13 protein-coding genes are annotated in these 15,033 nt (G+C 71.4%); 5 read left to right on the forward strand and 8 right to left on the reverse strand.

Going from position 1 to position 15,033, the window contains the following annotated elements:
* Positions 1 to 105: 105 nt before the first annotated feature.
* The 6 genes from OG798_RS15055 to OG798_RS15080 all read right to left on the reverse strand — a co-directional run bounded on the left by OG798_RS15055 (position 106) and on the right by OG798_RS15080 (position 8,364).
* Positions 106 to 1,449 (reverse strand): ABC transporter ATP-binding protein, encoded by a 1,344-nt coding sequence (locus tag OG798_RS15055; protein WP_121416615.1) that lies wholly within the window; start codon positions 1,447 to 1,449, stop codon positions 106 to 108.
* Between the two features lie 247 nt (positions 1,450 to 1,696).
* Positions 1,697 to 2,926 carry an MFS transporter gene (locus OG798_RS15060; RefSeq protein WP_121416614.1) on the reverse strand — a complete coding sequence of 410 codons (1,230 nt, stop codon included), beginning with the start codon at positions 2,924 to 2,926 and terminating at the stop codon, positions 1,697 to 1,699.
* Between the two features lie 162 nt (positions 2,927 to 3,088).
* Positions 3,089 to 4,525, reverse strand: a complete 1,437-nt coding sequence (locus tag OG798_RS15065; protein WP_267061377.1) for a CitMHS family transporter — start codon at positions 4,523 to 4,525, stop codon at positions 3,089 to 3,091.
* Between the two features lie 154 nt (positions 4,526 to 4,679).
* Positions 4,680 to 6,938: a molybdopterin oxidoreductase family protein gene (locus OG798_RS15070; RefSeq protein WP_267061378.1), complete on the reverse strand. Its 2,259-nt coding sequence runs from the start codon at positions 6,936 to 6,938 to the stop codon at positions 4,680 to 4,682.
* A gap of 164 nt (positions 6,939 to 7,102) precedes the next feature.
* A complete protein-coding gene (locus OG798_RS15075; RefSeq protein WP_095855508.1) occupies positions 7,103 to 7,720 on the reverse strand; it encodes a TetR/AcrR family transcriptional regulator in 618 nt (205 codons plus the stop codon).
* Positions 7,717 to 8,364, reverse strand: coding sequence for a nuclear transport factor 2 family protein (locus OG798_RS15080; protein ID WP_121416611.1), 648 nt, complete (start codon positions 8,362 to 8,364; stop codon positions 7,717 to 7,719). Before OG798_RS15080 ends, OG798_RS15075 begins: the two co-directional genes overlap by 4 nt.
* A 201-nt stretch (positions 8,365 to 8,565) precedes the next feature.
* On the opposite strand from OG798_RS15080, the gene hmgA reads away from it, so the two are divergent.
* Genes hmgA through OG798_RS15095 form a run of 3 tightly spaced genes read left to right on the forward strand, consistent with a single transcriptional unit; the run spans position 8,566 to position 11,916 of the window.
* Positions 8,566 to 9,906 carry a homogentisate 1,2-dioxygenase gene (gene hmgA / locus OG798_RS15085; RefSeq protein WP_121416610.1) on the forward strand — a complete coding sequence of 447 codons (1,341 nt, stop codon included), beginning with the start codon at positions 8,566 to 8,568 and terminating at the stop codon, positions 9,904 to 9,906.
* Positions 9,907 to 9,934: 28 nt separating this feature from the next.
* Entirely contained in the window at positions 9,935 to 10,684 is a 750-nt protein-coding gene (locus tag OG798_RS15090) for a GntR family transcriptional regulator (protein WP_054231081.1), read from the forward strand.
* A gap of 41 nt (positions 10,685 to 10,725) precedes the next feature.
* Positions 10,726 to 11,916: a type ISP restriction/modification enzyme gene (locus tag OG798_RS15095; protein ID WP_267063794.1), complete on the forward strand. Its 1,191-nt coding sequence runs from the start codon at positions 10,726 to 10,728 to the stop codon at positions 11,914 to 11,916.
* Between the two features lie 27 nt (positions 11,917 to 11,943).
* Here OG798_RS15095 and OG798_RS15100 read toward each other — a convergent pair whose 3' ends face one another.
* Positions 11,944 to 12,657: a TetR/AcrR family transcriptional regulator gene (locus OG798_RS15100; protein ID WP_121418553.1), complete on the reverse strand. Its 714-nt coding sequence runs from the start codon at positions 12,655 to 12,657 to the stop codon at positions 11,944 to 11,946.
* Between the two features lie 65 nt (positions 12,658 to 12,722).
* Between OG798_RS15100 and OG798_RS15105 the strand changes: the two genes are divergently transcribed.
* Entirely contained in the window at positions 12,723 to 13,691 is a 969-nt protein-coding gene (locus tag OG798_RS15105) for an ATP-binding cassette domain-containing protein (RefSeq protein WP_121416609.1), read from the forward strand.
* Positions 13,688 to 14,470, forward strand: coding sequence for an ABC transporter permease (locus OG798_RS15110; RefSeq protein ID WP_267061379.1), 783 nt, complete (start codon positions 13,688 to 13,690; stop codon positions 14,468 to 14,470). The genes OG798_RS15105 and OG798_RS15110 overlap by 4 nt, the downstream gene beginning before the upstream one ends.
* Before the next feature lie 248 nt (positions 14,471 to 14,718).
* On the opposite strand, the gene OG798_RS15115 is transcribed toward OG798_RS15110, so the two are convergent.
* Positions 14,719 to 14,988 carry a hypothetical protein gene (locus OG798_RS15115; RefSeq protein WP_095855504.1) on the reverse strand — a complete coding sequence of 90 codons (270 nt, stop codon included), beginning with the start codon at positions 14,986 to 14,988 and terminating at the stop codon, positions 14,719 to 14,721.
* Positions 14,989 to 15,033: the final 45 nt, after the last annotated feature.

A 15,033-nucleotide genomic window follows, 5' to 3' on the forward strand; every position in this document is an offset into this window, starting at 1 on the left:
CCCGGGCGGGGGCGTGCCGTCCGCCTCGCGGCGTCGTCCGACCCACAAACTAGCGGTGTTAGTTTTCAGGCGCCAGACGTCTTCCCGCGACTCACCCTGCTCACCTCACTCGTCCAGGTCCGGCAGCCGCGCCGGAGCGGGGCAGATGCGTTCGCCGTGCTGGTCGAAGACGAACAGATGGGCGAGGTCGACGAGGAGGGGCACCTGCATGCCGTGACGGAGGTCGAAGTCGGGGGTGGTGCGCACCACCAGGTCGCCGGGGAGCCGGCCCTCCGGCGGTATCTCGTCGTCGCGCGCGGGACCCACGTCGGCGGGGTCGTCGAGGTCGACCACCCGGCCGGCCCGCAGACCGGCCCGGCGGTCCCGGAGACGGTCGAGGAGCGAGCCCTGGCGACGGCGGCGCCTGACCGGGCGGACCGGGCGCGGTGCCTCCAGATCCGGGACGAACGCGGGCCGCGAGCCGGTGTTGAAGTGGACGAGCACCTCGTGCCCCTGGAACTCCACATGCTCCACGAGACCGCTGATCGCCACCTCGCCCGGCCGGGCCTCCGACGGCTTGGCCAGGCGGACGGCCTCGGAACGCAGCCCGACGATGACCTCGCGGCCCTGCTGCACCCGCAGCAACCGCTGATCCACCGACCAGGGCTCGCGCAACGGCAGATACTGCTTTCCGAGGCTGATCGACATGGCCCCGTCGAGCGGGGCCCGCACCAGGCCGCGCAGCAGATTGATGCGCGGGGTGCCGATGAAGGCGGCGACGAAGACGTTCGCGGGCAGCGCGTAGACCGAACGGGGTGTGTCCAGTTGCTGGAGGACGCCGCCACGCAGGATGGCGACCCGGTCGCCGAGCGACAGCGCCTCGGCCTGGTCGTGGGTGACGTACACGGTGGTGACGCCCAACTCCCGGGTGAGCGAGGCGATCTCGGCGCGCAGGTGGTTGCGGAGCTTGGCGTCGAGGTTGGAGAGCGGCTCGTCCATCAGGAAGGCGGAAGGGTGGCGGGCGATCGCACGGCCCATGGCCACGCGCTGGCGCTCGCCGCCCGACAGTTGGTGGGGGAAACGGTCGAGGAGGTCCTCGATGCCGAGCATCCGGGCGGTGGCGTCGACCCGCGGACGCGGGTCCTCGCCGGGGGTCTCGATGCGCAACGGGAAGCCGATGTTGTCGCGGCCCGTCATGCTCGGGTAGAGGGCGAAGTTCTGGAAGACCATCGCCATGTCCCGCTCGGACGGCGGCAGATCGCCCGCGTCCTCACCGTCGAGGCGTACCTCGCCCTCGGTGGCGTTCTCCAGGCCGGCGATCATCCTGAGCACGGTCGACTTGCCGCAGCCGGAGGGACCGAGCAGGACGAGGAACTCGCCCGGCCGGATGTCCAGCGACAGCCGCTCCACCACGCGGACACCGCGCGTATACGACTTGCTGACCTGGTGCAGGGAGATGGCGCGTGTCATGAAGGGTGCCCCCGGGGGCTCAAAGGGCGCTGTCGCTCCGCGGTCGAGACGCCCCGAGCGGGCCGCAAGGGACGTATGAGTCACGGAAGTTAACGGACCGCGACCACCCGGGGGAAGACACCCGGCGGGATCCGGCGTGTCGGTTCCCGCCGCGGTTCCCGTCCCTGTTCGGGCGCGGCGGAAACGGACGATCGCCTACCGGCCCGACAGACACGTCATCGCACCCTCTTCGGGCCGGTCGGGAAGGTCAGATGTCGCTCTTGCGGCGCAGGGGCACTGCGGGCCGTACGGGCTCGGCGCGGCCTGCCGGCGCCTTCCTCGGCGAGCGCAGCGCGACCCCCGAGGACAGCACCAGCAGCGCGCCCAGCATCACGAACGGCGCGGCCACACCGGCGACCCCGGCGACCAGTCCCGCCGCGGCCGGGGCGGCCACCTGCCCCAGGCGGTTGCCGGTCAGCCGCAGGGCCAGGGCCGTGGATCGGGCCTCGTCCGGGGCGGCCTGTACGACCGTCGTCATGGACAGCGGCTGGCCGACACCCAGACAGAAGCCGAGGACCAGCAGCATCGCGGCCAGCGCCCACACCGGCACGGGCAACGCGAGGCCCGCGCACAGCACACCGGCCACCAGACAGGTCGCGGTGAGCAGCGCCGCGCGGCCCAGCACTCGCAGCATCGGCGTCATGACCAGTCGGCAGGCGATGGTCGCCGCCGCGCGCAGACTGAGCAGCAGACCGATCACGGACGGCGCGATGCCCCGGTGCTCGCCGACGACGGGCAGATACGCGGTCAGGATGTCCGTCGCGGACAGCACGGAAAGGCTGATGAGGATTCCTGCGGGTACGCCCCGGGCACGCAGAATGCGGTGCACGGGCACACGGTCGCCCTGAGCCGTACGGGACTCGGCGGGCGTACGGTGCTCGATGCGCCAGAGCGAGGTGAACGACACCGCGGCGAGCGCACCCGCCACGAGCAGGGCCTGCGCGCTGCTGCCCGCCCTGTCCGGACCCCCGATCAAAAGGCCCGCAACGATCGGCCCGACCAGCTGCCCCAGGGAGGCGCCGATGGTGAAATGGCCGAAGTTGCGGTCCTGTTCGTGCGGCGCGGACTGCCGGGCCACGATCGACTGGGCACCGATGACGAAGCAGAGATGACCCAGGCCCATCACCCCGCTCCAGGCAGCCATCGCCCCCAGCGAGTCCGCCGTACCGCTGAGCGCGCAACCGCCCGCGATGAGGACGACTCCGACGGGCAGCAGCGGGGCACAACGCCCGTGGTCGGTACGGCGGCCCAGCGGTACGGCGGCGAAGAGGGGCAACAGGGCGTACACGCCGGCGATGACACCGATGGCGCGTTCGTCGGCGCCCAGGGCAAGGGCCCGGTAGGAGACGGCGGGCCGGGCCATCGACACCGCCCCCTGCGCGAAGCCGAAGGCGATGACGAGACGCAGCAGCCAGCCGCGGTTCCGACCGGGCCCCACGGGGACACCCCTCCATCCGATGACGGATAACAGATGACGGATTGCAGAGAACAGGTGCCAGATGACGGGTATCGACTGGCCGATATCGACCGACAGATAACAGATGACGGATTTCAGATGACAGGTAACAGATAACGGAAACTGTCAGTCGTCATCCGTCCGTCAGATGATGCCGAACAGAATCCCCGCCCCCAACACCACCAGCGAAGTCAGTGCCGCCCACTTCACCACGAACCTCGTGTGGTCTCCGAACTCGACCTTCGCCATGCCGACAAGGACGTATACGGCGGGCACCAGCGGGCTGGACATGTGCAGCGGCTGGCCGACGAGCGAGGCGCGGGCGATCTCCAGGGACGAGACTCCGTGTGCCTGGCCCGCTTCGGCGAGGACCGGGAGGACGCCGAAGTAGAAGCCGTCGTTCGACATGAAGTAGGTGAGCGGGATGCTGAGGACACCGGTGACGAGGGCCATGTGCGGGCCCATCCCGTCGGGGATGTTGGAGACCAGCCACTTGGACATGTGGTCGACCATGCCGGTGCCCTGGAGGACGCCGGTGAAGACGGCGGCGGCGAAGACCATGCCGGAGACGTTGAGGACGTTCTCGGCATGGGCGCCGAGGCGGGCCTTCTGGTCGGGCATGTGGGGGAAGTTGACGGTGAGCGCGAGTGCGGCGCCGAGCAGGAAGAGGACCGGGATCGGCAGCCACTCCATGATCATGGCGGTGAGCAGCGTGACCGTGAGGAGCGCGTTGAACCAGTAGAGCTTGGGGCGCAGGGTGGCGCGGTGGGGGTCGAGACCCTGGAAGTCGTCGTCCGCTTCGGACGGATCGGCGTCGGAGCCGGTGCCGGTGCCGGTGCCCGAACCACCCGTGCGCGCCGCCTTCTTCGCGACGGCAACGGTGCCGTCACCGTCGCCGGAGGCGCCCGCACCCGCGCCGACGAGCACCGTCTCGGTCTCCGGCTCCAGGACGTCGTCCAGCGTCAGCACGCCGAGCCGCTTGCGCTCGCGGCGTCCGAGGACGTACGAGAGGGCGAGGACGCCGAGCAGGCCGACGGCGAGGGCCGGGATCATCGGGACGAAGATGTCGCTGGCGTCGAGCTTCAGCGCGGTCGCGGCGCGGGCCGTGGGGCCGCCCCAGGGGAGCGTGTTCATGACGCCGTTGGCCATGGCGGCGACGCCGGTCATCACGACCAGGCTCATCTTGAGGCGCTTGTACAGCGGGTACATCGCCGAGACCGTGATCATGAAGGTGGTCGAGCCGTCGCCGTCCAGGGAGACGATCGCGGCGAGGACCGCCGTGCCGACCACGATCCGCAGCGGGTCGGCCTTGCAGAACTTGAGGATCCCCCGGACGATCGGGTCGAAGAGACCGACGTCGATCATCACACCGAAGTAGACGATCGCGAACATCAGCATCGCCGCCGTGGGGGCGAGGCTGGTGACGCCGTCGATGACGTAGTCACCGAGCTTGGCGCCCTTTCCGACGAAGACACAGAAGAGTGCCGGGATCAGCACGAGCGCCGCGATCGGCGACATCTTCTTCAGCATGATCAGGACCAGGAAGGTCGCGATCATGGTGAAGCCGAGGATGGTCAGCATGAGTTGGATTACCTAACGTTCGCCCTTGAACTCCCACCAGGGACGGCGGTGCGATGACGTTAGGTCGCGCAAGATTGCGTTAACAAGATGTTGACACGCGAGCAATAAGCGCAAAACTCCAGGTCACAGGCTTGTCTCGGTGAGCGGAGGCCCGCTACGGGCACGCTGCGAGCTCCACCGGCACCCCGTTGAGCACCGCCGTACCCGACAGCGGGTCGAGGAGCGAGCCGTCGAGGAGCTGGTTGACGTTGACGCCCGGTTCGAGGGCCGCATGGCTCATCCGGGTGCCGGGGCGGTCGTGTCCCCAGCCGTGCGGCAGGCTCACCACCCCGCGTCGTACGGCGTCCGTGACCTCGGCCGGGGCGACCACTTCTCCCCCGGCGCCCTTGACGCGCACGGCCGCCCCGTCGGCGAGGCCGAGGCGTGCCGCGTCCTCGGGGTGGATGTGCAGGGTGCAGCGGTTGGTGCCGCCGGTGAGGGCGGGGACGTTGTGCATCCAGCTGTTGTTGGAGCGCAGATGGCGACGGCCGACGAGGACGATCGCCGCCGGGCGCTCACGCAGAGCCGCGCGCAGCCGGGGAAGATCGTCGGCGATCGGTGCCGGCAGCAACTCGATCTTTCCGCTGCGCGTCTTCAGTGGCTGCGGCAGACGTGGGCGCAGCGGTCCGAGGTCGATGCCGTGCGGGTGGGCGAGCAGTTTCTCCAGGCTCAGGCCGTCGGGCCGAGCCCCGAAGCCCTCGCCGTACGGGCCGAGGCGCAGCATCATGTCGAGCCTGCGTTCGGGTCCGTTCTCGCCGGTGAGCCGCGTGGCGAGTTCCTTCGGGTCGCGTTCGTGGACGGGGCCGTGCGGGTCCTGGACGGCCTTGCCGAGGGTGGAGTCGATGACCATGGCGTCCACGGCGGACGGGTCGGTGCCGTGCATGCCGGTCGCGGCGAGCACCAGCCGGGCGAGGATCTCGGTCTCGGCCATGCGGCCCGGTTCGAGGGGGACGGCGGGGCGGTTGTAGCGGACCTGGTTGCGTACGGCGAGGGTGTTGAAGGCGAAGTCGTGGTGGGCGCTCTGGGAGGGCGGGGGCGGCGGCAGCACGACGTCGGCGTGGCGTGCGGTCTCGTTCAGGTACGGGTCGACGCTGATCATGAAGTCGAGGGAGTCGAGGGCCTTGTCCAGGCGGTTGCCGTCGGGCGCCGACAGGACGGGGTTGGCGGCGATGGCGATGAGGGCGCGGACGGGGTTGCCCTCGGGTGTGGCGGTGTCGATCTCCTCGGCGAGTGCGGCGAGCGGGAGTTCGCCCTTGGCCTCGGGGTGGCGGCTCACCCGGCTGTGCCAGCGGCCGAGCGCGAAGCCGCGGCCGGGTCCGGCGGGGCGGGGGGTCTTGTCGGTGGCGGCCTGCGGGAAGAGGGCGCCGCCGGGGCGGTCGAGGTTGCCGGTGAGGATGTTGAGGACGTCGACGAGCCAGCTGGCGAGGGTGCCGTGCGGGACGGTGCAGCTGCCGATGCGGCCGTAGACGGCGGCGGTGGGGGCGGCGGCGAGTTCGCGGGCGAGCGCGCGGATGGTGTCGGCGTCCACGTCGCAGGCCTCGCTCGCGGCCTCGGGGGTGAAGTCCCGTACGGCGGTGGCGAGCTCTTCGACGTCCTGGACGTGCGGGGCGAGGTCGCGCAGGTCGACGAGTTTCTCCTCGAAGAGGACGTGTGTCATCGCGGCGAGCAGCAGGGCGTCGGTGCCGGGGCGGACGGTCACGTGGCGGTCGGCGAGTTTGGCGGTACGGGTGGTGCGCGGGTCGATGACCGTCAGGGTGCCGCCGCGGGCGCGCAGTGCCTTGAGCTTGCCGGGGAAGTCGGGGGCGGTGCACAGACTCCCGTTGGATTCCAGGGGGTTGGCGCCGATGAGGAGGAGGTGGTCGGTGTGGTCGAGGTCCGGGACCGGGATCGCGTTGGCGTCGCCGTAGAGCAGCCCGCTGGAGACGTGTTTGGGCATCTGGTCGAGCGTGGAGGCGGTGAAGACGTTGTGGGTGCGCAGCGCGGTGAGCAGGACGGGCGGGTAGAGGGCGCCGGCCATGGTGTGCACGTTCGGGTTGCCGAGGACGATGCCGAGGGCGTGCGGGCCGTACTGCTCGACGATCGGGCCGAGGCCCGCCGCGATCGCGTCGAAGGCCTCTTGCCAGGTGGCCTCGCGCAGTTCGCCGTCCGTGCGGACGAGGGGGGTACGCAGCCGGTCGGGGTCGCCGTCGGCGGCGCCGAAGGAGGCGCCCTTGGGGCAGATGAACCCCTTGCTGAAGACGTCGTCGCGGTCGCCGCGGGCGCCGGTGACCCGGGTGCCCTCGATGGTGAGGGTCAGCCCGCAGGTGGCCTCGCAGAGGGGGCAGACGCGCAGGGCGGTGCGGGACTCGGGGGTGGCGCCGGAGGTGCGGGACACGGGTCCTCCCGGAGGACGGTGGCGGCGATGGCACACGGACCTGGCCGAGCATACCGACCGGTACGGATGGGAGGGAGGGCTTGAAGGGGGTGAGGTCGGGAAATCGCGAGCCCGTCCCCCGGCCCGCGCGCTGCAGCGGTGGAGCGGTAGGGCGGTGCGGCGGTTCAGTCCAGAACCCTGGCCAGATACGCGCGCAGCAGCTCCCGCGTCTCCGCGATGATCCGCTCGTCCCCCTCCGGGGCGATGCGGAAGGCCAGGTGGACCAGGCTGTCGGCGGCCTCCACAGCGACCAGGAAGGTGCGCCGGAGGTCTTCGTCGGGGGTGCGGTCGAGGAAGTCGGAGAGGAGGTCGGTGAGGCGGTCGGCGACGCGGGTGTTGGGCTCGGCGTCGCGGACGCCGACGGGTATCTGGTTGCCGAAGTCGACGAGGGAGAAGCCGGGGGCGGTGCGCTTCATGGCGAGGTACTCGTCGAGTACAGCGTCCATGGCGGCGCGCCAGCCCTGTGCTCCTGTCGCCCGGAGGCGTTCGGTGACGCGTTCGGTGTAGCGCTCGAGGTTGCGCTGGGCGAGTGCGTCGGCCATGGCGCGCTTGTTGCCGAAGAAGCGGTAGACGGAGCCGATGGGGACGCCCGCGCGCTGGGCCACGGCCCGGGTGCTCAGGGCGTCGTAGCCGACCTCGTCGAGGAGGTCGGCACAGGCGTCGAGGATCCTGGTCAGTCGTTCGGCGCTGCGCCGCTGAACGGGCGCGCGGCGCAGCGAGGTCGCTTGAGGCACAGGCTTCATGATGCCTTTCCGCCGGGATCCGGTGAACCTCCCGTGTCGGTACGGCCCGCGACGCCGTTCCCGCTCACCGTCGATGTCGGTGTCGACGCGGGGGCCGACGGGCTCGACGGGGGCGGCGAGACGGGTGTCGACGGCCGGGTCGAGGCGGCGGTCCCGGAGGCGGTGATGTCCGCCGTGCTCTCGACGGGCTTGCCGTGAACGGCCCACGCCGTGCGGTCGTCGGCGTACAGGCGCGCGGTGACGTGGTGGGTGCCGCGTGGGACCAGGCCGCCGGCGAGGTGGTACTCGGCGGTGCGCAGGGTGGCGAGGTTCCGGCCGTCCAGGGACAGCAGCGCGACGCCGCGGCCGGCCACGGCCTCCGCCTTGGCGGCGGCGGGCGAGAAGCGGAAGCGGTGGACGGTCAGGCGGACGTCCCAGCCGTCGTCGGAGGCCGGTTGAACCTCGATGGCGACCTCGGGTGCGCTCTTCTTGTCGACCTCACGGTAGTGCCGTCCTTCTTTGTCCGTATCGTCCAGGATTTTGCCCACGAGTGAGGGCGACACCGCGTCCCTCCGCTCGTGTGCGGCGCCGGTGCCGCAGCCCGCCGATGCGCCGAGCAGGGCGCAGACCGCGAGCGCGGCGAGCAGTCCACGCTTCCACGACATGCCGGGGACATTAGAACAACGCCCTGACAGGCGGATCCCCCTGGAGTCGGGTTCTTGGGCCGTGCCGCCAACCCTGGGGCGTACTCCGCGCGGAGGCTCCGGCGCCGCGCGTTCGCCGGCCACGCACCTAGGCGTACCTCTTGCGCGCGAAAAAACTGAATCCTACGGTGAAGCATAGGAATCAGGCGCGAGGGAGCGATCATGAGCGGGGACGCGAGGAAGACGGCCGAGGGGCTGACCTACCTCACCGGATTCGGCAACGAACACAGCTCGGAGGCGCTCCCCGGAGCGCTGCCGCACGGCCGCAACGCGCCCCAGCGCGCCCCTCTCGGGCTGTACGCGGAGCAGCTGAGCGGTACGGCGTTCACGGAGCCGAGGGCGCACAACCGGCGTTCGTGGCTGTACCGGATCCGTCCGTCGGCCGCGCACCCGGCGTTCTCGCGCACGGACAACGGGGCGCTGCGCTCGGCGCCCTTCACGGAGACCGAGCCCGACCCGAACCGGCTGCGCTGGAACCCGCTGCCGGAGCCGCCGCGGGGCACCGACTTCCTCGCGGGCCTGTGGACGCTGGGCGGCAACGGCGACGCGACCCAGCGCACCGGCATGGCCGTGCACCTGTATCACGCCGATTCCTCGATGGACCGCGTCTTCAGTGACGCCGACGGGGAGCTGCTGATCGTGCCGGAGCGCGGCGGGCTGCTGCTGCGGACCGAGTTCGGGCTGCTGCACGTGGAGCCGGGCGGGGTGGCGCTGATTCCCCGTGGGGTCCGCTTCCGGGTGGAGCTGCTGGACGCCGCGTCCGACGGCGGGCAGAGCCCGACGGCCCGCGGCTATGTGTGCGAGAACTACGGGGCGCCCTTCCAGCTGCCCGACCTCGGCCCGATCGGCGCCAACGGACTCGCCAACGCGCGGGACTTCCTCGCCCCCGTCGCCGCGTACGAGGATGTCGAGGGCCCGGTGGAGGTGGTCAACAAGTTCTGCGGCAACCTCTGGACGGCGACGTACGACCACTCGCCGCTGGACGTCGTCGCCTGGCACGGCAACCATGTGCCGTACGTCTACGACCTGCGCCGTTTCAATGTGATCGGCACGATCAGCTACGACCACCCGGACCCGTCGATCTTCACGGTGCTGACCTCGCCGAGCGACACCCCGGGCCTCGCCGGGGTCGACTTCGTGGTGTTCGCGCCGCGCTGGCTGGTGGGCGAGGACACCTTCCGGCCGCCGTACTTCCACCGGAACGTGATGAGCGAGTACATGGGGCTCATCGAGGGGGCGTACGACGCGAAGGCGGAGGGCTTCGTTCCGGGGGGCGGTTCGCTGCACAACATGATGTCGGCGCACGGGCCGGACCGGGAGACCTTCGACCGGGCCAGCGCCGCCGAGCTGCGGCCGCAGAAGATCGACGACGGGCTGGCGTTCATGTTCGAGACCCGGTGGCCGGTGACCGCCACGGCGCAGGCGGCGCACGCGGAGCATCTGCAGCGCGGGTACGACGACGTGTGGCAGGGCCTCCAGCGGCACTTCGGCCCGTTGCACTGAGCGTCGGCGACCGGTACGGATATCCCTCGTGACCTCCTTCGCCCCGGACTCGATCGTCCTGAACCGCAAACTCCCGCTCTGGTACCAGGTGTCGCAGTCCCTGCGTGCCTCGATACTCGGGCGCTCGCCCCAGGAACCGCTGCGCCTGCCGACCGAGGAGCGGTTGGCGGGCCACTACGGGGTGAGTGTGCTCACCATGCGGCAGGCGCTCAAGGAACTGGAGGACGAGGGACTGATCACCCGCCATCGGCGGCGGGGCACGTTCATCGAGCCGAGCGCGCAACGGGGCGCTCCGGTGCGGCTGCTGGGCTCGGTGGACACGATCGTCGCGCAGCAGTCGGGCATGACGACCGAGCTGCTGGACCACGGGAGCGTGCCGGTGCCGGCCGAACTCGCCGAGTACTTCCCGGACCTGGCCGAGGTGGGGACGTACCACCGGCTGCGCGGCGACGAGAAGACCGGTGAGCCGACGAACCACGCGCGCAACTACGTCCGTCCCGAACTGGCCGCGCGGATCGACCCGCAGGACCTGGTGCGCTGGCCCATGACCAAGGTGCTGCGGGACGTGGTGGGCGTGCGCATCAGCCGGATCACCGACACGGTGGAGGCGCGGCTCGCGGATCCGGAGACGGCCCGGCTGCTCCAGGTGCCGCTGCTCAGCCCGATCCTGCACTACACGGGCATCGTGCACGGCGAGGACGGCCGCGCCCTGGACGTGGCCCGCATCCACTACCGCGGTGACCGCTTCTCCTTCACGGTCACCCTCGACGCCCACTGACGATGGCGTACGAGACCGGCGCGCAGCGCCCACGTCGTACGATGCCGGGCGTGACGCACGACGACGCTCCGCTGCTCGCGGACCTCATGCCGTGGTCCGTCGCACCGCCGAGGCTGGGCCGGGGGTGGCCGACGGCGCCCGACGCGGCGTCCCTGAAGGCGCGCTGGGACACGCTGATGAAGGCCGAGGGGCAGGGCCGTGAGGCCTTGTTCGGCCCGACGCGCTCGCGCACCACGCACTCGGCCGTCGGACAGCTGCCGGGGCAGTCCAGCGGGACGGTCCGGCTGGAGCGCGAGTCGGGGCCCTGTCCGGAGCCGGTCCGGGTCCTGCACGGCCCGTTCGACGAGCAGTGGCTGATCCCGGACCACCGGCTGATCGACGCGGCGCGCCCCGAGTTGTGGCGGGTGGCCGACGAGCGGCAGGTGTTCGTGATGGAGCAGACGGCGGTGCCGGACACGTCGGGGCCGGTGCTGCTGGTCGCGTCCGTGCTGCCGCTGGGCACCGGTCGCGGCGGCCGTGTCCGCCCCCTCCACCGGCGCCCCGGGGGCCGCGAACCGAATCTGGCGCCCGGCCTGTTGGAGCACCTCGGCACCCGCCTCGGCCACTCCCCCGACCCCGTCGACGTACTCGCCTGGGCGGTGGCGGTCGCACGGTCGGACCGTGAGGGATGCGCCGTCCCGCTCACCGCGGACCCGCAGGCGTGGGCGCACGGCGTCGGGTTGGGACGCCGGATGCTGTGGCTGATGCGCCGCGACGGCGAGCGCCCCAAGCTCCCCGGGGGCCGCCGCCCCTATGTCCGCGCTCCCCTCCCGTCGCGCCCCGTCGAGGTGCGCTACGACCGCGACGAGGAGGCCCTCCTCCTCGACGAGGGCCGTATCTCGCCCGTGCCGCCGGAGGCCTGGGACTTCGAGGTGGGCGGAGTGCGCGTCCTGGAGCAGTGGTTCGCGGCCAGGACCGAGCCGGCGGAACCACCCGAGCCGGGCACCCTGGAGGCGATCCGGCCCGCCGGCTGGCAGCAGGCCTGGACGTCCGAGCTGCTGGAACTCGTCACGGTGCTGACACTGCTCGCGGAACTCCGCCCTCAGCTCGCCGAGTTGACGATCGGCTCACCGATCACGCGGACCGAGCTGCGCGAGGCGGGTGTGCTGCCGGTTCCGGAGGCGGCGCACCGGCCCGCGTCCGTCCTCGATCATCACGAAGAGGGACCAGAAGGACAGTTCGCGCTCATCTGACCCCATAGGTCCGACAGCCCCGTAGATCTAACCCTTCGGTTCGAACGCGTCCAGCACCCGGCCCAGCGCCCGCTCGAACACCGCCTCCAGGTCGATCGGGCCCGCGTCCTGCGCGAAGGCGGCCGCCATCCGCGGATACGCGCCGGTCGCGATCCGGCTGCCGAGGTAGGCGATCCGCATCGCCTGCTCCTGCTCCGCGGACCAGGGCAGGGAGCGGGTGCGCTCGGCGGTGGCCAGTTCGTTGCCGACGTACGTCGTCACCACGCCGTTGAGCATCGCGATCAGCTCCATCTTCGTGCCGTACGACGCGTCCAGCGGGTCGAGGCAGACGAGACAGTGCTCCAGGTAGCGCAGGGCGTTGGGGCTGAAGCCGTAGACCGGGGACATCAGGCGCGGCAGCCACGGGTGGCGGTGCATGAGGGCACGGGTCTGATGGGCGACCCGGAGCATGTCGGCGCGCCAGTCGCCCGTCGGCTCCCAGGGCTCGTGCTCACCACTGATGGCGTCAACCATCAGCTCGTACAGGTCCTCCTTGCGCGGGACGTAGTTGTACAGCGACATCGTGCCGCAGCCCAGCTCGGTGGCCACATGCCGCATCGAGACCGCGTCGAGCCCGTCCGCGTCCGCGATCCGCACCGCGGCGGCCGCGATGTCCGCCCGGCTGTGGGCCGCCCGCGGACCACGGCCCGCGCGTTCGGGGCGGGCCCAGATCACTTCGGGTACGGCAGTGCGCCCTGTCATGTCGTCGATCACCTCGCCATCATCCTAGTTACGTACAGCGTACGTAGTGCGCTATGGTCGCCCCCATGACAACTACGTACACCGTACTTAGTGAAGGTCTGGAGAAGAGCTTCGGGACCAAGGGGGAGGTCGTCCACGCGGTGCGCGGGCTCGATCTCGCGGTGGCCGCGGGCACCGTCTGCGCGGTGCTCGGACCGAACGGCGCGGGCAAGACCACGGCGGTACGCCTGCTCACCACGCTGCTGCGACCCGACGCGGGGTCCGCGCGGGTCGCCGGGCACGACCTCGTACGGGAGGCGTCCGCGGTACGCGGCGCCATCGGGGTCACCGGGCAGTACGCCTCCGTCGACGGCGACCTGACCGGCCGGGAGAACCTGCGGCTGTTCGCGCGGCTGCACCGGATGCGGGACGCTCCCACGCGCGCCGGTGAACTCCTCGAACGCTTCGGGCTCGCCGAGGCCGCCGACCGGCCCGCGTCCACCTACTCGGGCGGTATGCGGCGCCGCCTCGACCTCGCGGCGAGCCTGATCCGCCGCCCCCAGGTGCTCTTCCTCGACGAACCCACCACCGGGCTCGACCCGGCCAGCCGCAACCAGATCTGGGAAGCCGTGCGCGCCCTGCGGGGCGAGGGCACGACCGTGGTGCTGACCACGCAGTACCTGGAGGAGGCCGACCGGCTCGCCGACGACATCGCGCTCGTGGACCACGGCCGGGTCGCGCACACCGGATCGCCCGCCGAACTCAAGGCGCTCATCGGCTCGTACGCGGAGGTCGTCGTCGCCCACGCCGACGCCATGCCCGGCGCGGCGGCCGTCCTCGACCGGCTCACCGGCTCCGAACCGGCGTTCGCCCCGGAGCGGCACGCGGTCGGGGCGGTGACCACCGATCCGACACTGACCCTGCCCCGGCTCGTCCGTGAACTCGACGCCGCGGGGGTGCCCGTGCTCGACGCGAGCCTGCGTCCGCCGACGCTCGACGACGTCTTCCTGCGCCTCACCGGAGGCCGCACCGACCGCAAGGAGCTTGTGACATGAGCACGTTGGCTTACGACGGGACCGCGATGCTGGGGCGGCACCTGAGGCGGATCCGGCACAATCCCGGGCTGCTGATCCTCACCCAGTCCATGCCGATCACGATGCTGCTGTTCTTCGGCTATGTCTTCGGCAGCGCCCTCGCGACACCCGGACAGGAGTACCGCGCCTTCCTGCTGCCGGGACTGCTGGTGGCGACCGCCGCGAACGGGATCATGACCGGCATGTTCCAGGCCGCCCAGGACTCGCACCGGGGCGTGATGGACCGCTTCCGTACCCTGCCGATGAGCCGGGCCGCCGTGCCGCTCGGACAGGCGCTCGCGGACCTCGTGGTCACCGCCGTGGGCACGGTGCCGCTGATGCTGGTCGGGCTGGCCGTGGGCTGGCGGATCGAGGGGTCGGCGCTGCGGGCGGTGGCCGGCGTCGGACTCCTGCTGCTCTTCCGGTTCGCGACGACATGGATCGGCATCGTGCTGGGGCTCGCCTCACGGAGCGAGGAGGCGGCCGGGCAACTGGGCGGCGCGACGTTCATCCTGCCGCTGCTGTCGAACGCGTACATCCCCACCGACAACCTGCCCGGCTGGCTGCGCACTGTGGCCGAGTGGAATCCGATCAGCGCGGTGACCACGGCACTGCGGGACCTCTTCGGGAACGCACCGGTGCCGGACGAGGGGGCCTGGCCGGTGACACATCCGGTGGCCGGGGCGCTGACCTGGTGCACCGTCATGCTCGCGGTGTTCGTGCCGCTCGCCGTGCGCCGGTACGCGACCGGGGAGCGATGAACCCCAACGGGGTCTCGGGCATCCGGGGTTGACGAAGGCCGAGGGCCGGGAGGAGGGGGAGACGGAAACCGCCGCGCGCCGCCGGGTGGGAACGAGGCGCACGAAAAGACGAACGGGGGTACACCCGCGCTCCGGGAACACACCGGGGCGGCGCTGCGTGCCGTGGGGACGACGGGCGGCGAGAACGCAGCGCTTACGCCGGGGCGATGTGGTCGCCCGAGCGCGGGTTCGAGTAACGCACGACCGTCCTAGTGGCCGCCGAACAGCGAACGACGCAGCCGCTTCAGAGGGGCGAAGAGCGAGACCCGCCGTACGCGCGCGCCCCTCCCACTGCTGTCGTGCGTCGTGTCACGCGCGGTGAGCTCACGCATCAGCGAAGTCGCCTCGGCCGTCTCGCGCTGCGGGACGGCAGGGCCGCCCAGCACCGCCAGATGGCGGTCGAGGCGCGAACTGGTCGCGCTGCTCCCGCAGGTGATCGCAGGGACGCGTGCCCTGCTGCGCACTGTTATCTGTTCCATGTCTCTCCCCACCCGTACGAGTCCACCCGGCCCGGGCAGGCTAAC

Source organism: Streptomyces sp. NBC_00271, assembly GCF_036178845.1.
Classification (GTDB): Bacteria; Actinomycetota; Actinomycetes; order Streptomycetales; family Streptomycetaceae; genus Streptomyces.